The organism is Amycolatopsis pigmentata (assembly GCF_042684065.1).
Lineage (GTDB): Bacteria > Actinomycetota > Actinomycetes > Mycobacteriales > Pseudonocardiaceae > Amycolatopsis_E > Amycolatopsis_E pigmentata.
Genome location: NZ_JBHUKR010000022.1, coordinates 29746 through 50576 on the forward strand (window position 1 = coordinate 29746; position 20831 = coordinate 50576).

Consider the following 20831-nt stretch of genomic DNA (forward strand, 5'->3'; position numbering starts at 1 on the left):
CGCCGCGTTGGGGCCACTGGCCGCCGGGTACGCCGCGGTCGCCGCGCTCCTCGCGTTGATCACCGCGATCGCTTCGGTGGCGACCTTCTCGGTCGGCGGTGTGCTTCGCGCCGCCGCCCCCGGCTGGCTTGCCGCCTATCAGGTGCCGATCACGATTGCCGGGCGTCCGCTCGGGGTGCTTCCGTTGCTGTTGACGGCCGGGATGTGCGTGCTGGTGGCCCGCTCGGCGGCGCACGCGGCAGAGCGACTCGGCTGTCGCGAACCCGGTCAGGCGGTCGGCCTCGTCGCCTGGACCACGGCGGCGCATGCGCTGTTCGGGGTCGTGATCGCGCTTTTCTGCCGGGGTACCACGGTCGTCGCCGAACCGCTGACCGCCTTCCTGGTCCCCGGTGCGGTGGCCGCGGTGTGTGCGACGGTGGGGATCGCGCGTCCTTGCGGGCTTGTCGACTCCGCGAGGAAGAACCTGGATCCTATGGCGCTCCGCGGTCTTCGCGCGGGCGCTCTCGGCTTGGCGGGCCTGGCCGCCGTGGGAACGCTGGTCTTCACGATGAGCCTGGTGTTTTCCCTGCCCACTGTGGCGCATCTGTTCACCACGACCGCACGCGGTTTCGGCAGCGGAACGGGAATGTTGCTGCTGTCGCTGGGATATCTGCCCAACGCGATCGTGTCCGCGCTGTCGTTCGCGGTAGGGCCGGGTTTTTCGATGGGTTCGGTCTCGGTCGGCGTCTTTTCCTTCACCGGCGGGGTGATGCCGGCCATGCCGTTGCTGGGCATGGTCCCCGAGCATGGGGCGCGGTGGTGGCCCGCGTTGATGGTGCTGCCGGCCGGAGTCGGCGCGCTCGTCGGCTGGTCTCTGCGGAACAGTCACCAGAAGCCGCTCGGCAGGCTGCGCATGGTCGTGATCGCCGGTGCGGTGGTGGGCTTCGGATGTGTGCTGCTCGGGGCCGTGGCCGGCGGCAGGCTGGGCAGCGGCGCCTTCAACCCGGTGTCCGTACCCGCCGGCCTGATGTCGGCGATCGCGTTCGGCTGGATCGTTGTTCCTGGTGGCTTAATGGCCTGCCTCGCGGGGCCCCGTCCCGTGAAGGCACCTCGGACCGCGAACGAGTCGGTGCCCGCCGCGGAAACCGATGACGGGGAAAGCCCCGAACCCGAGGGTGATCAGCGTCCGCCCGAGTCTCCCGAGCCGGAAGAGCCCAGCTAGGCTGATTGAGACGTGCGGTCCGGGGTGAAGGAGTAAGGCGTTGGAGTCCAGCCGGTTGGACCTGCCGACTCCGGTGAGGCTGGTGGTGCTCGCGTCCGGGTCCGGCACGCTGTTGCAGGCTTTGCTCGACGCGACCGCGCGCCCCGGCTACCCGGCGGAAGTGGTCGCCGTCGGCACGGACAGAGCCGGTGTCGAGGCGCTGGCCAGGGCCACCCGCGCGGGCGTCCCGGAGTTCACCGTACGGCTGGACGATCATCCGGACCGGGCCGCCTGGGACAAGGCCCTGACCGAAGCGGTCGGCGCGTATCAGCCCGATCTCGTGGTGTCCGCCGGCTTTCTCAAGATCCTCGGTGCCGCGTTCCTCGAGCGTTTCGCGAACCGCGTGATCAACACGCATCCGGCGTTACTGCCGTCCTTCCCGGGGATGCACGCGGTCGCCGACGCGCTGGCGCTCGGCGTCAAGGTGACCGGGTCCACGGTGCACTTCGTCGACGCGGGCGTGGACACCGGGCCGATCATCGCGCAGGAGGCGGTGCCGGTCGAGTCCGACGACGACGAGGCGCTGCTGCACGAGCGGATCAAAGTGGTGGAACGGCGGTTGCTCGTGGACGTGGTGGAACGGCTGGGCCGGGGTGGCTGCACGGTGGAGGGACGGAAGGTGAGTTTCCGATGACGAAACGACCGGTGAAGCGGGCCCTGATCGGGGTTTCCGACAAGAAGGGGCTTCTCGAACTCGGCAGCGGGCTGCATGCCGCGGGTGTGGAGATCGTCTCGACGGGTGGCACGGCGAAGGCCTTGTCCGATGCCGGGGTGCCGGTGATCCCGGTCGAGGAGGTCACCGGTTTTCCGGAGTCCTTCGACGGCCGCGTGAAGACCCTGCACCCGAGGGTGCACGCCGGACTGCTCGCCGACCGTGACCGTCCCGAGCACGTCGAGCAGTTGCGCGAACTGGACATCGCGCCGTTCGACCTGCTGGTGGTCAACCTGTATCCGTTCCGCGAGACGGTCGCCTCCGGTGCCAGTCCCGAGGACTGCGTGGAGAACATCGACATCGGCGGGCCTGCGATGGTGCGGGCCGCGGCCAAGAACCACGGCACGGTCGCCGTCGTGGTCGACCCGGCGCGCTACGACTGGGTGCTCGAGCGGGTCGGGGACGGTGGGTTCGACCTCGCGGATCGCAAACGCCTTGCCGCGCAAGCGTTTGCGCACACGGCCGCGTACGACACCGCGGTCGCGGCCTGGTTCGCCAATGTCTACGCGCCCGCGGACGACTCCGGTTTCCCGGACTTCACCGGCGCCACCTGGGAACGTGCGGAAATCCTGCGTTACGGCGAGAACCCGCACCAGCACGCGGCGTTGTACCGGCACTGGCGCGGAGGCTTGGCCCACGCCGAGCAACTGCACGGCAAAGCGATGTCCTACAACAACTACGTAGACACCGACGCGGCACGCCGGGCGGCCTATGACTTCGCCGATCCCGCCGTCGCGATCATCAAGCATGCCAACCCCTGCGGTATCGCGGTCGGCGCCGATGTCGCCGAGGCACACCGGAAGGCGCACGCGTGCGACCCGGTGTCGGCCTACGGCGGCGTGATCGCGACGAACCGCCGCGTGACGCTGGAGGCCGCCGAGCAGATCGCCGAGGTCTTCACCGAGGTGGTGCTCGCTCCGGAGTTCGACGAGGAAGCCCTCGAAGTGCTCAAGAGCAAGAAGAACATCCGCCTGCTCCGTCTTCCCGAGTTGCGTGACGCCGATCCGATCGAGTTCCGGCCCATTTCCGGTGGGGTGCTCGTGCAGACCGCGGACCGGATCGACGCGCCCGGTGACGACCCGGCTAACTGGACCCTGGCCACCGGCGAAGCCGCGGACGCCGCGACCCTCGCGGATCTCGAATTCGCGTGGCGCGCGGTGCGGGCGGTGAAGTCCAACGCGATCCTGCTCGCCGACGGGCGGGCGACGGTCGGGGTCGGGATGGGCCAGGTCAACCGGGTCGACTCGGCGCGACTCGCGGTGCAGCGAGCGGGCGACCGCGCGAAGGGTTCCATCGCCGCGTCGGATGCCTTCTTCCCGTTCCCCGACGGCTTGCAGGTGCTGCTCGACGCGGGCGTGCGCGCGGTGGTTCAGCCCGGTGGGTCCATTCGCGACCCGGAGGTCATCGCCGCCGCGGAGGAAGCCGGCGTCACCCTGTACCTCACCGGAACCCGGCACTTCACGCACTGACGAGCCGGGTTTTCGTTACCCCGGTGCTCATCGCAGCGCGCATTCGTCCAGTGCGCGTTGCAGGTACGCGCGCATGGTGCCGCTGCCGGTGTGGCCCGAATCCCGGACGACGGTGAGCTTCGCGTCGGGCCAGGCGCGAACGAGATGCCAAGCGGTGTCCATCGGGCTGCTCAGGTCGAGTTTGCCGTGGACGAGGAAACCGGGAATGCCGGCCAGACGGCCGGCTTCGCGAAGCAGGATTCCTTCTGCGAGCCAGGCGCCGTGTGAGAAGTAGTGGGCGCAAATGCGCACAAAAGCCCGCAGTTCCACGGGCGGACGGTCACCGAAGGCGTTCGGTTTTCCGTTGGGCTCCAAGGAGATGACCGCGTCTTCCCATGCCGCCCAGTCCTGTGCCGCCTTTTCGCGCACCTTCGGATCGGGATCCTCCATCAGGCGGCCGTACGCGGCGAGCAGGTCGTCGCTGCCGTCGGGCACGCCCGCGCGGAACTTTTCCCACTCTTCGGGGAAGAAACGCGCGACCCCGCGGTAGAGCCAGTCGATCTCCGAGCGGCGGGTGGTGGTCACTCCGGCGATGACGATCTCCGAGACGCGGTCGGGATGGCGCTCGGCGTAGGCGAGGATGAGCGTGGACCCCCAGGAGCCGCCGAACAGCAGCCACCGTTCGATGCCGAGGTGCTCGCGGAGCCGTTCCATGTCGGCGATCAGGTGCTCGGTGGTGTTGACGCTCATGTCCGTGGCGGGATCGCTCGCGTGTGGCGTGCTGAGACCACATCCACGCTGGTCGAAATGGACGAACCGGTATTTCTCCGGGTCGAGTTGACGGCCGAGGCGAAGGGACCTGCCCGATCCGGGGCCACCGTGGACCACGGCGGCGGGCTTGCCGCGCGGGTTGCCGTAGACCTCCCAGTACATGTGGTTTCCGTCGCCGACATCGAGCATTCCATGGTCGTGGGGCTGGGTCTGCGGGTACACGCGTCCTCCGGGGATATACGACAGTGCTGTTATATTAGCGCTGTGACATCTCCTCGTCCGCCGATTTCCTCACCACAGGTGCTCGGCACGCGGCTGCGTCATCTGCTCGAGCTGCTCGACGGTGACGTCGCTTCGGTCTACGCCGATCTTGGGCTCCCTGGGTTCCGGCCCCGGTTCACGCCGGTTATCCGGGTGATCGCCGACTCGGGACCCGTGCCCATCCGGGAGCTGGCCCGGGTGGTCGGCGTGACCCACTCGGCGGCGAGCCAGACCGTCGCCCAGATGGTCAAGGACGGCCTGGTCGTCACGGCGCCGGGAGAAGACGCGCGGGAGCGGGTCGTCCGGCTCACTCCGAAGGCCGAGGGATTGCTCCCGGTCCTGGCGGCGGAATGGGAAGCCACCGTCAAGGCCGCCGCGGTGCTGGAGGCGGAGTTGTCCGTCCCGCTGAGCCGCGTGGTCGACGAAGCGCTCGCCGCGCTGCACCACCGTCCCATGCGGCAGAGGATCCTCGACGCGGCTCCTGATCTCACCCGGCCGAGCGGATCATGATGGCCGCTACGGCGTTTCGCGCCTGATCGGAGCGCGAACGCCAACGGACCGTTCGTAGTGCTCTCAGGGCTGCTAGCAGCGCAGACGGTCATCTTGCCGCCGGTTCGGCGTCGTCGCTTGACACCGATCCGCGCTCGTTGCAGACTGAATGTGTCGAACGGATGTTCGAGATCATCAAGAGTCATCGTCTTCCCCGCGATGAGCTTCCGGACGCTTGTTGATGTCCACAAGCGGATCAAAGTGTGCCCGGTCAAGGGGAGGCGTATGTGGTGACGAGCGGTGCGGTGGCCGAGGCGCCCCTCGCCAAGCTGGCGTCCCTGCCCGGGGTCAGCACGGCGAGCGGGGTGGCGATCGCCGCCGAACAGGCACGGGCGGCCGGGCGGATGCTTCCGGTACCGCCTGGGCTGAAGGATCTGTTTCCCGGCGGGGGATTGCGGCGGGGAAGCACGGTCGTGGTGCGCGGCTCGACGTCCTTGCTGCTCGCTCTGCTGGCCGAAGCCACTGCCGGCGGATCATGGGCGGCCGCGGTGGGCATGCCGGATCTCGGCCTGGCCGCCGCCGCCGAAATCGGTGTCGAACTGAGCAGGCTCGCGCTGGTTCCCCGGCCCGGCGCGGAGTTCGCTTCGGTGAGCGCCGCGTTGCTGGACGGGATGGACCTGGTCGCGGTGGCTCCGGGAGCCGCGGCGCCCTCGGTGGCCAGACGGCTTTCCGCACGCGCCCGGCATCGCGGAGCCGTGCTGTTGTCCGCGGGCCCGTGGCCGGGGGCCGAGCTGGAGTTGAGGTGCGGAGCCGGGGAGTGGACGGGGCTGGACGGTGGCGCCGGTCGTCTCCGTGAACGGCGGATCGAGATACGAGCCGAAGGAAGGGGAGCGGCGGCGCGGTCGAAGCGGGTGGTGCTCTCCCTTCCCGGCGGCGTGAAAGTGGCACGGGAAAGCCTCCCGGCCACGGAGCCCGCGTGGACGACGGAGGAGGTGGGGTGATCATGCGGATGCTCGTGCTGTGGTGTCCGGACTGGCCCGCGGTCGCGGCGGCCAAGGCGGCGGGGGTCCCGGCCCACCTTCCGGTCGCGGTGTTCTCCGCCAATCGCGTGGTGGCCTGCACCGCGGTCGCCAGGGCGGCCGGCGTGCGCCGGGGTATGCGGCGCCGGGACGCCCAGTCCCGGAGCCCGGAACTGGGCGTGCTGGGCCTCGACGACGACCGGGACGCGCGATTGTTCGAGCCGGTCGCCGCTGCCGTGGAGGAACTCGTGGTCGGGGTCGAGGTGGTGCGCCCCGGTCTGGTCGCGGTGCCGGTCACCGGTGCCGCCGGGTTCTTCGGCCGGGCGGCCCTGAACAGGCCACCGGGGGAGGTGCCCGAGGTGGGCCGGGACCATGTGGAGGCCGGTGAGCGGCGGCTGGTGGAACTGCTGCTCGACCACGTTCCCACCCGCGCGGACGTGGAGTGCCAGATCGGCATCGCCGACGGATTGTTCGCCGCGACGCTTGCCGCGCATCGGTCGGCGTTGGTCGAGCGGGGCGAGACGGAGAAGTTCCTGGCGCCGTTGAGCATCGCCGAGCTCGACCAGCCGGGAGCGGACCGAGCGGAACTCGTCGATCTGTTGCGACGGCTGGGTTTGCGCACGCTCGGAGCGTTCGCCGCGCTTTCCGGGCGGGACGTGGTCTCCCGGTTCGGGAGCGCCGGGCTGCTGGCGCACCGGCTCGCCCGCGGCCGGTCGGAGCGGCCGCCGCACCGCCGCCGCCCGCCACCCGAGCTGGCGGTGACCGAGGAGTTCGATCCGCCGCTGGAACGGGTGGATTCCGCGGCCTTCATGGCGAAGACCCTGGCCGGCCGGTTCCATGCCGGGCTCGCCGGGCACGGGCTCGCCTGCACCAGACTGGGTATCTACGCCGTCACCGAGCACGGTGAGGAACTCGGCCGGGTGTGGCGGTGCGCGGAACCCCTTACCCCACAAGGGATCGCCGACCGCGTCCGCTGGCAGTTCGAGGGCTGGCTGCGGGCCGCGCCGGAGGGCAGGCCGACCGCCGGTGTCAGCCGGTTGCGGCTGGAGCCCGAGGAGACCGTCGAGGGTCGGTCCCTGCAGTTCGGGCTGTGGCAGCGCGGTCTGGGGGACGAGCAGGTGCTCGCCGCGGAAAAGGCGGGCCGCGCGCTGGTACGGGTGCAGGGGCTGCTGGGTCCGGACGGCGCTTGTACCGCTGTGCTCGACGGTGGGCGTGGCCCGGCCGAACGGGTGCGGCTGGTGCCCTGGGGCGACCCCCGGCAGACGGCGAGTTCGCCGGAGGCGCCGTGGCCTGGACGGTTGCCCGCGCCCTCGCCGGCGACCGTGTTCGAGCGCACGGTTCCCGCGCGGCTCGTCGATTCGTCGGGCGTACGCGTCGGCATCACGGATCGTGGCGAGCTGACCGCGGCTCCCCACGCGGTCGTCATCGACGAGGGCCCGCTCCGGCGGATCCGGGACTGGGCGGGCCCTTGGCTGGTCGACACCGAATGGTGGGCGCCCACCGGCCCCGGTCTCCGCACCAGGGTGCAGGCACTCCTGGAATCCGGTGTCGCGGTACTGCTCACCGCGGTGGGCGATGACTGTCCTCAATGGACCGTGGAAGGGATGTACGACTGATGGACGAAGACTACTTCCGGAGCATCCGGCAATGGCTGCGAGCGGAGTCCGTCTTCTCGCCCGACGCGCTACGGGAAACCGGTGCGGAAGCGGAGTGCCCGCCGCTGATCCCCGTGCCGAGAGCTCCCTCCGAATAACGGGGAACGATCGTATGGGCTGGAACAACCCGAAGGTCCCGTGGCGGGAGCTGGAGCGGACGCTGTCCGGCAGGCCCGCCTCCGCCGACGGCGGCGACAGCCCGGCGTGGAGCCGGAAGCGGGACTCCTACCTCCGTCCCGCCGACCTCCCGCCTCCCCGTGGCGATGACCACGGGGGCGGGCGGCCCAGGGTGCCCTACGCCGAACTGCACTGCCATTCCAACTTCAGTTTCCTCGACGGCGCGAGTCATCCGGAGGAACTGATCGAGGAGGCCGCGAGGCTGGAGCTGGACGCCGTCGCGATCACCGATCACGACGGCATGTACGGCGTGGTGCGCTTCGCCGACGCGGCGGCCGAACTCGGCGTGCGCACGGTGTTCGGGACCGAGCTGAGTTTTGGGCTTTCCGCGCCCCAGAACGGGATCGCCGACCCGGAAGGAGAACACCTGCTCCTGCTGGCCAAGCGGCAGGAGGGTTACGCGAGCCTGTGCCGGGCGATCACCGCGGGCCAGTTGCACGGGCATGACCGGCCGTTGCCACCGGGCCGGCGGGCGGAGAAGGGGCGCCCGGTGTATGACCTGGAGGCCGTGGCCTCCGAGGTGGCGGGCAAGACCGTGGTGCTCACCGGGTGCCGCAAGGGCGCGGTGCGGCGGGCGCTCACGCGTGCGGGGCCGGACGCGGCCGCGGAAGAGCTCCGGAGACTCACCGGGCTTTTCGGCCGGGAGGACGTGTTCGTCGAGCTGACCGACCACGGTCATCCCGAGGACAGTGCGCACAACGACGCCCTCGCCGCGCTGGCCGCGGAGCTGGGGCTGAAGACCGTGGCCACCAACGCGGTGCACTACGCGACACCCGACCGCGGAAGGCTGGCCGGTGCGATGGCGGCGATCAGGGCTCGGCGTGGCCTCGACGAGATGGCCGGCTGGCTGCCCGCCTCCGGTAAGGCGTTCTTGCGGTCGGGCGCGGAGATGGCGGAGCGGTTCCGTCGCTATCCCGGTGCGGTGCAGCGTGCCGCGCTGCTCGGCCTGGAGTGCGCGTTCGACCTGAAACTGGTCGCCCCCGAACTACCGCCGTTCGCCGTCCCGGACGGATACACCGAAAAAAGCTTTCTCCGTGAACAGGTCCGGATCGGCGCGAAGATACGGTACGGCACCCCGGAACAACGGCCGGACGCCTACCGGCAGATCGAGCACGAACTGGACATCATCGAAAAACTCGATTTCCCCGGCTATTTCCTCATCGTCTGGGACATCGCGAAATTCTGCCGGGAGCACGACATCCTGTGCCAGGGAAGGGGATCGGCGGCCAACTCCGCGGTCTGTTACGCGCTGGGCATCACCAAGGTCGACTCGGTGCGGTGGAAGCTGTTGTTCGAACGTTTCCTCGCCCCCGACCGGGACGGTTATCCGGACATCGACCTGGACATCGAGTCCGACCGCCGGGAGGAGGCGATCCAGTACGTCTTTCAGAAGTACGGCCGTCTGCGCACGGCCCAGGTGGCGAACGTGATCACCTACCGCTCTCGGTCCGCCATCCGCGACGCGGCGCGGGCGCTCGGCTATTCCCCCGGGCAGCAGGACGCCTGGAGCAAGCAGATCGACCGGTGGGGCGCGCTGCGGGAAACCCAGGAGGATCACGACCACGACATCCCGGCACCCGTGATCACGCTGGCGTCCGCGTTGGAAGACTTTCCCCGCCATCTCGGCATCCACTCGGGCGGAATGGTGATCTGCCACCGTCCGGTGAGCGAGGTGTGTCCGATCGAGTGGGCCCGCATGGCCGACCGCAGCGTCCTGCAGTGGGAGAAGGACGACTGCGCCTCGGTGAAACTGGTCAAGTTCGATCTGCTCGGTCTCGGCATGTTGTCGGCGCTGCACTACATGCTCGATCTGGTCCGCGAGCACAAGGGCGTGGAGATCGACCTCGGTGACCTGGATCTGGAGGACGAGAACATCTACGCGATGCTCCAGCGGGCCGACGCGATCGGTGTCTTTCAGGTGGAGAGCCGCGCGCAGCTGGCCACCCTGCCCAGGCTCAGACCGGAGAAGTTCTACGACCTGGCGATCGAGGTCGCGTTGATCAGGCCGGGACCGATCCAGGGTGGCTCGGTGCATCCCTACATCAGGAGAAAGAACAAGCGGGAGGAGTGGACACACGACCATCCGTTGCTGGCCAAGGCTTTGGACAAGACTCTGGGCGTACCGCTGTTCCAGGAACAGATGATGCAGATCGCGCTCGACGTCGCGAACTTCACCGCGGCGGAGGCCGACGAGCTCAGGCACGCGATGGGGTCGAAGCGTTCCACGAAGAAGATGGAGCGACTCCGGAAACGGTTCTATCAGGGTGCGGCGGCCAACGGACTGGACGAAGAGCTGACCGGGCGGATCTTCCGGAAACTCCTGGCGTTCGCCAATTTCGGTTTCCCGGAAAGTCACGCGCTCAGCTTCGCCTACCTGGTGTTCGCCAGTGCCTTCTTCAAGTACTACCACCCGGAGGCGTTCTGCGCGGGTCTGCTGCGAGCACAGCCGATGGGGTTCTACTCACCTCAGTCGCTGGTCGCCGATGCCCGGCGGCACGGAGTCACGGTGCGCGGCCCGGACGTCAACGCGAGTCTCCCGCACGCCACGCTGGAGCCCTTGGGAGAGGGCACCGGACGGCTCGCGGTCCGGATCGGCCTGGCCACGGTACGGATGATCGGCCAGAACCTGGCCGAGGAACTGGTCGCCGAACGGGAGCGGGACGGGCCCTTCCGGAACATGGCCGATGTGGCGCGGCGGGTCCGGTTGACCAGACCGCAGGTCGAGGCGCTGGCCACGGCGGGTGCCTTCGGCTCTTTCGCGGAGACCGCGGGCGACAGGCGCAAGGCGTTGTGGGCGGCGGGGGCGGTGGCCGAAGAACGCCCGGAGAAGCTGCCCGGCAGCGCGGTCGGAACGAGCGCGCCCGCCCTGCCGGGAATGGACGAACTGGACCTCGCGGTCGCCGATGTCTGGGCCACCGGCCTGTCGCCGGACAGCTTCCCCACCCAGTTCATCCGGCATCAACTCGACGAACTCGGCGTCATCACCGCGGAGCGGTTGCTGGAGATCGAGCACGGCACGCGGGTCCTCGTCGGCGGAGCGGTCACTCACCGGCAGCGTCCCGCCACCGCGGGCGGGATCACCTTCCTCAACATCGAGGACGAGACCGGCATGGTCAACATCATCTGCACCGCCGGCCTGTGGAGCCGTTACCACCGGATCGCCCGGAACAGCGCGGCCCTTCTGGTGCGCGGAGTGGTCGAACGCGCCGACGGAGTGGTGAGCGTCCGCGCCGACCGGCTTCAGCACCTTCCGATGCGCATTCGTTCGTCGTCCCGGGACTTCCGCTGACGGGGTCGCACCTCTTGAACGCGCGCGAGCGTGAGACACCGTCACCGCGCACGATGCGGACGACCTCCCAGTTCCCGGACCATGGCGGTGTCAAGATCACCGACTACGTCGGCCGGTTGCCGCGCGTCACCGAATTCAGGGTGCTGGACCATCTGGAGACGCTCACGCCTCGGACTGACCGGAATCGAGCGTCGGAGATCGGCCGGCGCGACGGCGAATACGCTGTGGCAGGCTCCGCCTATGGACGACGCGGAGGACGTGGAGACAGAGCAGGACTACCGGGACGCCGTGCTGCCCGAAGCAAGGTGGGAGAAACGCCGGTTCGTCCGTTGTGACTTCACCGAGGCCGATCTGCGAAACCTGGTGACCAGGGGCTGCACCTTCGACGAATGCGACTTCACGCGCGCCGATCTCGGCGAGTCGAGCCATGAGGCCTCGGCGTTCCGGTCCTGTGTCTTCGATCGCACCGTGCTCGGAAAGATCGCCTGGACCGGTTGTTCCCTCCTCGGATCATCCTTTGTGGACTGCAGGTTGCGCTCGATCAAGGCGCGTGACACGGATTTCACGCTGGTGAGTCTTGGCCGCGCGGACCTGCGTAAGTGTGATCTCTCCGGGCTGCGATTCCGCGAGGCGAACCTGGTCGACGCGGTCCTGACCGGCGCCCGCCTCAACGACAGCGACCTGCGCGGTGCGAGGGTGCTCGGCGCGAACTTCTCGGAAACCGATCTGCGGGGCGCCAAACTGGACGCCGACGCCTTCGTGCGCGCCACCTTCACCGGCGCCCGGGTCGACCTCGACACCGCGATCGCCTTCGCCGCCGCGCACGGCCTGATCATCACCTGACCCCGCCGGTTTTTGTGGAGGAAGGTGGCTTTACTACGGATAAAGCCACCTTCCTCCGTGTCCCGGGCCGTGGCGGGGTCAGTCGACGGGCGGTTCTCCTGGGTCGAGTTCGACGAGGTCGCCGCGTTCGAGCAGTTCTTCGACCGAGGTAGGCAACAGGTACGCGGCGCCGCCCCCTGGTTGGTTGAACCACGGGATCGCCACACCCGCCAGAGCTTCGACCGGTCGCTGCACCCGGTACAGGTGATACGGCCGGTTGACCCACTCCGGAACCAGCGAACGTTCCTCGAACGGGGTCCCGGCCGCGTAGGTCAGGTTGCCGTTCGGCGGCCCGAATCGGTCGAGTTCGCTGCCGGGCGGGAGCTCCCGCATCTCCTTGCCCCGGAACAGGGTCAGCGGCGGCTCGCCGGGCATGGGCTGGATCGGCCACTGCTGGTTGCCCGAGCCACCAGAGCCCGCCGAACTTCCGCTTGCGGCCGGCCGCACGGGCTCCGCCCGCTGCGGCTCCCGCCGGGGGGTGAGAGGCGGGGCGGACGGCGGCGGGGACACGGGCGGGGCCAGCATGGTCGGCTGGTTGACACCGCCGGATTCCGGTTCCTCGGACCGGGCCACGGAACGTTTCGGCAGCGGTTCGGACGAGAACTGACGCTCTTCCCGCGGTCGTTCCTCCTGGAAGCGTTCGTCGCGTGGGGGTTCCTCGCGGAAGCGTTCCTCGTGGGGAAGTTCCTCGCGGAATCGGTCGTCCCGTGGGGGTTCTTCGCGGAAGCGTTCGTCTCGGGGAGGTTCTTCGCGGAATCGGTCGTCCCGTGGGGGTTCCTCCCGGAAGCGTTCCTCGCGCGGCCGCTCGTCCAGCTGCCGGTCCCCCGGCCCGGGGGCATCGCGGAAGCGGGCGTCCAGCGGCCGTTCCTCGCGGAGCGGCTCCTCCCGGACGCGATCGTTCCGGAGAAGTTCGTCGCGGCCACGGGTGTCCAGCGGCGGCTCCTCGCGGACCCGCTCGTCGCGCGGACGGTTGGAGCGCAGACCGGTGATCGGCGTCTCGTCGAGGTCGGGGGTCCTGGCCCGGCGGCGGCCCGGGTCCAGAAGCAGTTTGCCCAGCATGAACGCCGCGGCGTCCTCCGCGTCCCCGAACACCGCCGGGTTGATGAGGTCCTTGTCGTACCAGCCCACGCGCCAGCCCGCGTCGATCTTCTCCATGCTCCAGGCGTGTTCCGCGGGCGCGCCGATCCGGTAGGAGTCGGCCGGTATGCCGAGTTCGTCCAGCCGGGTCCGCAGCGCGTCGAGCACCGCCAGCGGTGGCTTGGGGGCCGTCGGCACGCGGGGCGCGGGCGGACCGCTGTCCGGTACGGGCGGCGGAGCGCTTTCCGGGGCCTCGTGCTCCACCGGCGGCGCGACCATCGTGGGCGGGCCGGGGGGACCCGGCCTCGCTGCGGGGGAGAAGGCCGTCGGCTGCTCGAGCGGCGGTACGGGCGGCGGAAGGTGCTCTTCCTCAGGCTGATCGAGTGCCGAGAGGTCGAAGTCTTCTTCGTGAGCCGGTTCCGGTTCGGGAACAGGCGGCGGCGGGATCGGCGTCGCGACCGTGGTCTGCTCCGCCGCCGCCCTGGGCGTACGCGCCGGGAGCGGGGGCTGCTGGGGCGGTTGGGGCGGTTGGGGCGGCGCGGGCATCGGCGGGGCACCACGGCCGATATGGGCGGCCGCGGCCTGCAGGGCCTGCTCGGGAACTTCCGGCACCGAGAAGCCGGTCGACCGGATGTGCGCCACGAGTTCGGCTTCCGGGGCGACGTTGTATTCCTGCAGGTAGTAGTTGACCGCGGCGGGCCAGATCCACACCCCGTCGGTATGGAAGGCGACCGGCACCTTCGGCACCGGGGTGGGGGACAGGCGGTCCAGATCGAGCCCCCGCTCGGAGAGCACGACCGGTGCCGAGCCGAGATACTCGAACAGCCGGTCAAGCTCGTCGGCGTCGAGTTCGGGACGGTTGAGCACCGGGCGGCCGGTCGCGTCCTGGCCGTCGAAGATCCGGGCCACGCGGAAGCGCGGGGCGGGCTGTTCCGCGCCGGCGCCGGACATCCGCCGCATCAACCACTCCGGCACGTTCTCTTCCGAGCGCGGGAACATCCGCAGCTCGTCGGAGTAGGCCTGGGCCGGGGGCGCCAGGTTCCACCGGGGCTCTTCACGGTCGTATTCGAGGTTGTAGCTCGATGGATGGTCGAGGACATAGCGGGCGTTGAACCAGGTTCCGCGGCCCTCCCGGTACATGCCCGCGCGCAGACGGCCGAACAGCGCCGCGATGTCGTGCGTGGCCACCCACTCCTGCGCCGTGCCGTCCTCGGTGAGGACCTCGCCGGTCAGTTCGTGGTAGCGGCCGACGGCGCGGTACTGCGCTGTCACCCGCCGCCAATCGCGCGGAGCGGCGCGCAGCAGAGCCAGCCCGATCTGCTTGACCAGGGTGTCCTGCTCGGTCGCGTTCAGCTGCGTAGTCGGTGTCGCCACCGTGCCATTTTGACGGGTGGACGCTCCGAATGCACACCGCCCGGGGGCCTCAACCCTACGACCTGTGCTTATACCCCGACAGAGGTACAAAGCGTCGAACTGATATCACTCTGGGTGTTCTCTGTCAGAATGGGCTGGTGACCGCGAAGCTTCTCGACGGCAAGGCGACCAAGGACGCGATCTTCGCCGAACTCAAGCCACGGGTCGCCGCGCTGAAAGCGCGGGGCATCGTGCCGGGGCTGGGTACGGTGCTGGTCGGCGACGACCGGGGCTCTCACTCCTATGTCCGGATGAAGCACGCCGACAGCGCGAAGGTCGGGGTCAACTCGATCCGCCGGGACCTGCCCGCGGACATCACCCAAGCGAAGCTCGAGGCCGTGATCGACGAGCTGAACGCCGATCCGGCCTGCCACGGCTACATCGTGCAGTTGCCGCTGCCCCGGCACCTCGACGCGGGCGCCGTCCTGGAGCGGATCGACCCGGCCAAGGACGCCGACGGCCTGGCTCCGGTGAGCCTCGGCAAGCTGGTGCTCGGGGAGCCGGGCCCGCTGCCGTGCACCCCGTACGGGATCATCGAACTCCTTCGCCGTCATGACATCCCGATCGCGGGGGCGAACGTGACCGTGGTCGGCCGTGGGATCACCGTCGGCAGACCGCTCGGCCTGTTGCTGACGCGCCGCAGCGAGAACGCGACGGTGACGCTGTGCCATACCGGCACCAGAGACCTGGCCGCCGAGGTGCGGCGCGCGGACATCGTGGTCGCCGCCGCGGGCGTACCCGGAATCATCACGCCGGACATGGTCAAGCCGGGTGCGGCCGTGCTGGACGTCGGCGTTTCCCATGTCGACGGCAAACTGACCGGCGATCTCGCCCCCGGGGTCGAAGAGACGGCCGGATGGATCTCGCCGAATCCCGGCGGGGTGGGCCCGATGACCAGGGCGATGCTGGTCACCAACGTGGTGGAGGCGGCAGAACGTGTCCGCACCCCGGCCTGAGCGCGCCTTCCTGGAGCAGGTTCCCTTCGCCCTGGTGCTGACCCTGGTGCTGGTGGCCGGGTTCCGGATCTGGCAGTACCACTGGCGGCAGGGCGCCGTCATCATCGGCGGCGCCCTGCTCGTCGCGGCCGTCTTCCGGGCGGTCCTGCCCCCGGCCAGAGCCGGGTTGCTGGCTGTCCGTGGCAGACCGGTCGACGTGCTGAGCTATTCGGGCCTCGGCCTGGTGATCCTGTTCTTCGCCTTCACCATCACTGACGGCCCGTTCGGCACTTAGCTACGCCGTGGCGAGTCGGCCGGTCCGTGCCTCCCGGCGGTCGAGGCCCCCGGAGACCAGCGCGATGGACAGTCCCAGCACCGACAGCGAGGCGCCGACCCAGTTGGGCGCGACGAGGCCGAGCCCGCCGGCGATGACGAGACCGCCCAGGTAGGCGCCGATCGAGTTGGCGATGTTGAACGCCGACTGCACCGCCGCGGACACCAGCGACGGGGTTCCGCCCGCCTTCTGCATGATCCGGGTCTGCATCATCGGGCCTGCCATGAAGCCGGCGACGCCCACCGCGAAGATCGTGATCGCGGCTCCCGGCTTGCTGTGCGCGGTGACGGTGAACAGCGCCAGCACCGCCGCCAGTGCCACCAGCGCGGTGTAGAGGCTGGGCATCAGCGCCCGGTCGGCGAGCCTGCCACCGACGAGGTTCCCCACCGTCATCCCGACTCCGGCCAGGGACAGCAGCAAGGTCACGTCTCGCGGGGTGTAGCCGGCGACGCTGGTCAGCATCGGCGTCATGTAGGACAGAGACGCGAACAGGCCACCGAGGCCGAACGTGACGATGGCCAGCGCGAACCACACCTGGGGGCGGCGGAACGCGCCGAGTTCGCTGCGCAGCGAGGCCTGCGGGGGCCGGCCCTGGTGGGGCACCAGCTTGGCGATGGCGGCGAGGGCGACCACGCCGATCAGCGCGACCACCCCGAAGGTCGCCCGCCAGCCGACCTGCTGGCCCAGCAGTGTGCCCAGCGGCACACCGACGACGTTGGCCAGGGTCAGGCCGAGAAACATCATGGACACCGCCTTGGCGCGGTTACCGGGTTCGACCAGGCTGGACGCGACGACGGCGCCGGCGCCGAAGAACGCGCCGTGCGGCAGGCCGGCCAGGAACCGGAAGAAGATGCCGAACTCCCGGTTGGGCGACAACGCGAACAGTGCGTTGCCCAGCGTGAACAGGCCCATCATGGCCAGCAGGACGGTTTTGCGCGGCAGCCGGACGGCGGCCGCGGTCAGCAGTGGCGCTCCGACGACGACGCCGAGCGCGTAACCGGTGATCAGGTAGCCGGCACTCGGGATCGACGCCCCGAAATCCGCGGCCGCCTGGGGCAGGACACCCATCATGACGAACTCAGTGGTGCCGATACCGAAGGCACCGATGGCCAGCGCGAGTAGCGCGATGGGCACGGTTCTCCTCTCAAGGGTTTGGGTATCTGCATCGATACAGAACGGGAGCAACAAGAAGGACAGCCGCCGCGCCTTCCCTGGCGCTCAAGCTGTCCCGCACTCAGTCTCAACTCGGCGGTGCCGCGCTGTCATCCCCGGCCGGCCGTGATGATCCTTACGTAACGATCACCGCTTGGCGGCGAGCACGCCGTCGAGAAGCCCGGGGAAGAGCAGGTCGAGGTCGGCGCGGCGCAGTGACTGGAGCCGGATCGTGCCTTGCTGCCGCGTGGTCGTGATCCCGGCCTCGCGGAGGATGCGCAGGTGGTGGGTGAGGGTGGACTTGCTCACCGGGACGTCGAGCGCGCCGCAAGCGATTTCGTCGCCCCGGGCGAGTTGGCGCACGATCTCCAGCCGCACGGAATCGGCGAGGGCGTGCAGAACCGTCTCGATGTGGATCTCTTCGCGCGCGGGGCAGGCGAGCGTGTCCGTACTCATACGTCCCATTGTACGACACTCCTCGAACTAAGGCCGGTCTCGTAGTACGGTGACTATCGAACTTCGATGTCTGTCAAACCAAGGGGAAATCATGCTTCGTGCCCGACCGGCCTCCGGTTCCCCGCGCACCGCCGTGCTCGCGCTCGGCGCGTTCGCCGTCGGTACCAGCGGCTACGTCGTGGCAGGTCTTCTGCCCGCCCTGACCGGTGAGCTGCGGATCTCGGCCTCGGCCGCGGCCCAGCTGGTGACGGTCTTCGCGATCGCTTACGCGGTCGGGTCGCCGCTGCTGGCCGCGGCCACCGGCCGCTGGGAACGGCGGCGGCTCCTGATCGCCGCGCTGGCGGTGACCGCCATCGGCAACGCGCTGGCCGCGGTGGCGCCGGGGTATGTGACGCTGCTCCTGGCGCGGATGGTCACCGCGCTCGGCGCGGCGGCGTTCACCCCGGCCGCGAGTGCGGTCGCGGCCGAACTCGCCGCGCCCGAACGGCGTGGCCGAGCGGTCGCGCTGGTCTACGGCGGCCTGACCGTCGCCACGATCCTGGGTGTCCCGCTGGGCGCCCTGATTTCGCAGCAACTGGGCTACCGCATGGTGTTCGCGCTGGTCGCGGCGTTCTCGCTGGCCGGGGCCTTCGCGATCCGGTCGATGCTGCCCGAGGTCGCGGCCGGGCCGGGAGTGCCGTTCGGACAACGGTTCGCGCCGGCGAAGGACCCGCGGGTGCTCGTTGCGATGTTCGTCACCGTGGTGGCGTGCCTCGGCGCGTTCAGCGTGTACACGTTCATCACTCCGCTGCTGGCCTCGACCGCGGGCCTGCACGGCACCATCGTCAGCGTGCTGCTGTTCGGCTACGGCATCGGCGGCGCGATCGGAAACGTGATCGGCGGCCGGGTGGTGGACCGGTGGGGCTCACGGCGTCCGCTGATGGTGATCCTGGCCGGGGCCACCGTGTTGCCCGCGTTGATCCCGTTCGTCGCGACCGGAGTCGCCGGTGCGGTCGCCATCCTGTTCGCCTGGGGTCTGTGCACGTGGTCCTTCAACCCGCCGATGCAGCACCGCCTGATCGAACTCTCGCCGCGGAATTCCGGGCTCGTCCTTTCGCTCAACGCGTCGGCCATCTATCTGGGAGTGGGGCTGTCCGGCGTCACCGGCGGACTGGTGATGGCCGCGGGCGATCCGTTGCTGCTGCCCGAATTCGCCGCCCTGCTCACGTTGTCCGGGCTGGTGGCCGTCTTTCTCGGGTGGGCGCCTCAGCGTGCGGGCGAGGTGACTTCGCAGTCCGACCCGGGAAACACCAGTCCCTCGTGCCCATCGGCGAATCTGACCAGGTAGGGCGGGCGGCCCTGCTCGCCGCGCACCTCCACGATCTCGCCATGTTGCTCGCCGGATCCGACCGTACGTCCGTGCACGAGGATCCGGTCTCCAATCGCCGCTCGCATCGTCGACCACCTCCGCACAGACCAGCGTAGGACGGCGGAACAGGGTCGTCGAGTCGTGAGCGTGACCGGCGATACCCGACATTGAGCTGAACGGGCAACGCTGTGCCGTTCGTTACCCAATCCGACGGCAGCCACGGCGGAAACGGGTCTCTGTAGGCAGATCGGCTACGGACTGTATCCGCCTGCTTTCGGCCGGATTGGGTAACCTGGCGTTCCGGAGCGAGGAGGTGCGACTCAGTCGTGTGCGGAATAGTCGCCGCTGTCGGTGAAATCGACGATGCGACCTGCCGGAGGATGTTGTCCCGAATCAAGCACCGAGGCCCCGACGACGCCGGAGAGATACACAGACCCCACGCCTGGCTCGGCCACCAGCGTCTGTCCATTATGGACGTCGACGGTGGGCACCAGCCGTTGACGGGCACCGGCGGTACGACTCATCTCGTGGTCAACGGAGAGATCTACAACCATCGGCACATTCGTGACGCGCTCGGTCACGAGCTCTTCGAAACGGGGTCCGACAGCGAGGCGGCGCTGCACGCGCTGATCGCGGACGGACCGGTCGGCCTTGCCCGGTTGCGGGGAATGTTCGCGCTCGCGTACCTGACCGACGACGGAGAGTTCCTGGTGGCGCGCGATTCGGTCGGCGTGAAGCCGCTTTATTGGGCCCGTCGCGAAGACGTCACGCTTTTCGCGAGCGAAATGCGTGCGTTCGAGCCGGAGGACAGGCCCCTCGTGGAGACCTTCCCGCCGGGCTACTGCTGGACCCGGAACGGCGGGCTGGTCCGGTTCGCCGACGCCGTCCCTGCGCGGGTCCGGCCGGCGCGGCGCGCGGCGGAACCGGGGGTGTGGGACGACACGCTGGTGAAGTCGATTCGCGAAACCGTGGTGAGCGCGGTGGAAAACCGGATGATGAGTGACGTCGGCATCGGCGTCTTCCTTTCCGGTGGGCTCGACTCGGCGATCGTCGCGGCGGTCGCCGCGGAGTACGCCGAGCGCAACGGCGAGCCGCTGCCCACGTTCGCCGTCGGTGCCCCGGGTAGTTCGGACCTCGCGGCCGCACGCGTGGTGGCCGAGCATCTCGGCACCGAACACCACGAGGTCGTGATGACCCGGGAAAACGTGGTGGAGATGGTGCCGCGCACCGTGCGCGCGATCGAGCATTTCGATCCCTCGCTGGTCCGTAGTGCGGTGCCGAACCTGTTGCTCGCGGAGTACGCGTCGAAGCGGGTGCACGCCGTGCTCACCGGCGAGGGCGCGGACGAACTGTTCGCCGGTTACTCCTACTACCACGAGGATCCCTTTACCGACCCGGACGCGCTCCAGGCCGAACTGGTGCGCACCGTCGGTGAACTCCACCATCTGAACCTCCAACGGTGCGATCGCACGACGATGGCGTTCGGACTGGAGGCCAGGGTGCCCTTCCTGGACCGGGACGTGATCGAGCTGGCGCTGTCGATTCCCCCTGAGCACAAGATGGTGACGCCCGAGAAGAAGCTCCTGCGGGAGGCGTTCGAAGGCTGGGTGCCCGACGAGATCCTGTGGCGGGGCAAGGAACAGTTCGGTGACGGCTCGGGGGCCAAGGAAGCGCTGGCGGAACTGCTGAGCGACGTCGGTGAGGCGGCGGGGTCATGGCAGGAAGAAGCGGTTGCCGAAGGCGTCGAGCTGCGCACTCGTGAAGAAGCCGGGTTCTACCGGCTGTGGCGAGAGGAACTCGACGGAATACGGCCCGACCGGACCCTGGGGTTGTTCGCGACCACCTGACCGAGGTGTTGCCGGGCCCTGTGGTGACGCGCACGCTGGAGGTATGGCTACCTGCGACGTCTGCGGAAACGACTACTGGATGTCCTTCGAGATCCACACGAAAAGCGGTGACGTCCACACCTTCGACAGCCTCGAATGTGCGGCTCAGCGGATCGCACCGGTGTGCGAGCACTGCGGGTGCCGCATTCTGGGTCACGGTGTGGAGGTCGAAGGCCGGTTCTTCTGCTGCGCGCACTGCGCGCGCAAGGCTCATGCGCGCCTCGGCGAGCAGATTCGGGACACCGTCGGCGCGCACCCCGGCTGACGGGTTCCCAATCCGACCAAAG

Annotated in this window: 19 protein-coding genes; 14 read left to right on the plus strand and 5 right to left on the minus strand. The window is 69.3% G+C overall.

Annotated elements, in window-relative coordinates:
- From ACFSXZ_RS34805 to purH, 3 genes are all read left to right on the plus strand, one after another.
- On the plus strand, positions 1–1201 hold a 1201-nt coding region (locus ACFSXZ_RS34805; RefSeq protein ID WP_378270144.1), incomplete at its 5' end, for a cell division protein PerM.
- Between the two features lie 55 nt (positions 1202–1256).
- The gene (gene purN / locus ACFSXZ_RS34810; protein ID WP_378270445.1) at positions 1257–1874 is read left to right on the plus strand and encodes a phosphoribosylglycinamide formyltransferase; all 618 of its coding nucleotides are present in this window, start codon (positions 1257–1259) and stop codon (positions 1872–1874) included.
- On the plus strand, positions 1871–3421 hold the full coding sequence (gene purH / locus ACFSXZ_RS34815) for a bifunctional phosphoribosylaminoimidazolecarboxamide formyltransferase/IMP cyclohydrolase (protein ID WP_378270146.1): 1551 nt from the start codon (positions 1871–1873) through the stop codon (positions 3419–3421). The genes purN and purH overlap by 4 nt, the downstream gene beginning before the upstream one ends.
- A 27-nt stretch (positions 3422–3448) precedes the next feature.
- On the opposite strand, the gene pip is transcribed toward purH, so the two are convergent.
- Positions 3449–4393, minus strand: a complete 945-nt coding sequence (pip, locus tag ACFSXZ_RS34820; protein WP_378270148.1) for a prolyl aminopeptidase — start codon at positions 4391–4393, stop codon at positions 3449–3451.
- Between the two features lie 42 nt (positions 4394–4435).
- Here pip and ACFSXZ_RS34825 point away from each other — a divergent pair, with 42 nt between their 5' ends.
- The 6 genes from ACFSXZ_RS34825 (at position 4436) to ACFSXZ_RS34850 (ending at position 11904) form a co-directional block, all read left to right on the plus strand.
- Positions 4436–4942 (plus strand): MarR family winged helix-turn-helix transcriptional regulator, encoded by a 507-nt coding sequence (locus tag ACFSXZ_RS34825; protein WP_378270150.1) that lies wholly within the window; start codon positions 4436–4438, stop codon positions 4940–4942.
- Positions 4943–5208: 266 nt separating this feature from the next.
- Complete coding sequence (locus tag ACFSXZ_RS34830) at positions 5209–5922, plus strand: hypothetical protein (protein WP_378270152.1); 714 nt, start codon at positions 5209–5211, stop codon at positions 5920–5922.
- Positions 5923–5930: 8 nt separating this feature from the next.
- Positions 5931–7556: a DNA polymerase Y family protein gene (locus tag ACFSXZ_RS34835; protein WP_378270446.1), complete on the plus strand. Its 1626-nt coding sequence runs from the start codon at positions 5931–5933 to the stop codon at positions 7554–7556.
- Complete coding sequence (locus tag ACFSXZ_RS34840; RefSeq protein WP_378270154.1) at positions 7556–7693, plus strand: hypothetical protein; 138 nt, start codon at positions 7556–7558, stop codon at positions 7691–7693. The genes ACFSXZ_RS34835 and ACFSXZ_RS34840 overlap by 1 nt, the downstream gene beginning before the upstream one ends.
- 14 nt (positions 7694–7707) lie before the next feature.
- Complete coding sequence (locus ACFSXZ_RS34845) at positions 7708–11061, plus strand: error-prone DNA polymerase (RefSeq protein WP_378270155.1); 3354 nt, start codon at positions 7708–7710, stop codon at positions 11059–11061.
- 240 nt (positions 11062–11301) lie between these two features.
- Complete coding sequence (locus ACFSXZ_RS34850; RefSeq protein ID WP_378270157.1) at positions 11302–11904, plus strand: pentapeptide repeat-containing protein; 603 nt, start codon at positions 11302–11304, stop codon at positions 11902–11904.
- A gap of 78 nt (positions 11905–11982) precedes the next feature.
- Here the strand turns inward: ACFSXZ_RS34850 and ACFSXZ_RS34855 are convergent, their stop codons facing one another.
- Complete coding sequence (locus ACFSXZ_RS34855) at positions 11983–14394, minus strand: TNT domain-containing protein (RefSeq protein ID WP_378270159.1); 2412 nt, start codon at positions 14392–14394, stop codon at positions 11983–11985.
- Between the two features lie 137 nt (positions 14395–14531).
- On the opposite strand from ACFSXZ_RS34855, the gene ACFSXZ_RS34860 reads away from it, so the two are divergent.
- Both ACFSXZ_RS34860 and ACFSXZ_RS34865 read left to right on the plus strand, forming a co-directional pair.
- Positions 14532–15389, plus strand: coding sequence for a bifunctional methylenetetrahydrofolate dehydrogenase/methenyltetrahydrofolate cyclohydrolase (locus ACFSXZ_RS34860; RefSeq protein WP_378270160.1), 858 nt, complete (start codon positions 14532–14534; stop codon positions 15387–15389).
- Positions 15370–15663, plus strand: coding sequence for a DUF3017 domain-containing protein (locus tag ACFSXZ_RS34865; RefSeq protein WP_378270162.1), 294 nt, complete (start codon positions 15370–15372; stop codon positions 15661–15663). Before ACFSXZ_RS34860 ends, ACFSXZ_RS34865 begins: the two co-directional genes overlap by 20 nt.
- Here ACFSXZ_RS34865 and ACFSXZ_RS34870 read toward each other — a convergent pair whose 3' ends face one another.
- Together ACFSXZ_RS34870 and ACFSXZ_RS34875 are read right to left on the minus strand one after the other, a co-directional pair.
- A complete protein-coding gene (locus tag ACFSXZ_RS34870; protein WP_378270163.1) occupies positions 15664–16836 on the minus strand; it encodes an MFS transporter in 1173 nt (390 codons plus the stop codon).
- Positions 16837–17001: 165 nt separating this feature from the next.
- A complete protein-coding gene (locus ACFSXZ_RS34875) occupies positions 17002–17310 on the minus strand; it encodes an ArsR/SmtB family transcription factor (protein WP_378270164.1) in 309 nt (102 codons plus the stop codon).
- A gap of 91 nt (positions 17311–17401) precedes the next feature.
- Here ACFSXZ_RS34875 and ACFSXZ_RS34880 point away from each other — a divergent pair, with 91 nt between their 5' ends.
- On the plus strand, positions 17402–18637 hold the full coding sequence (locus tag ACFSXZ_RS34880) for an MFS transporter (protein WP_378270166.1): 1236 nt from the start codon (positions 17402–17404) through the stop codon (positions 18635–18637).
- On the opposite strand, the gene ACFSXZ_RS34885 is transcribed toward ACFSXZ_RS34880, so the two are convergent.
- Positions 18556–18744 carry a DUF1918 domain-containing protein gene (locus ACFSXZ_RS34885; RefSeq protein WP_378270168.1) on the minus strand — a complete coding sequence of 63 codons (189 nt, stop codon included), beginning with the start codon at positions 18742–18744 and terminating at the stop codon, positions 18556–18558. The two genes, ACFSXZ_RS34880 and ACFSXZ_RS34885, sit on opposite strands and share 82 nt — an antisense overlap.
- A gap of 240 nt (positions 18745–18984) precedes the next feature.
- On the opposite strand from ACFSXZ_RS34885, the gene asnB reads away from it, so the two are divergent.
- Both asnB and ACFSXZ_RS34895 read left to right on the plus strand, forming a co-directional pair.
- The gene (gene asnB / locus ACFSXZ_RS34890; protein ID WP_378270170.1) at positions 18985–20505 is read left to right on the plus strand and encodes an asparagine synthase (glutamine-hydrolyzing); all 1521 of its coding nucleotides are present in this window, start codon (positions 18985–18987) and stop codon (positions 20503–20505) included.
- A 43-nt stretch (positions 20506–20548) separates the two neighbouring features.
- Positions 20549–20809, plus strand: a complete 261-nt coding sequence (locus ACFSXZ_RS34895; RefSeq protein ID WP_378270171.1) for a Prokaryotic metallothionein — start codon at positions 20549–20551, stop codon at positions 20807–20809.
- The last annotated feature ends 22 nt before the right edge of the window (positions 20810–20831 follow it).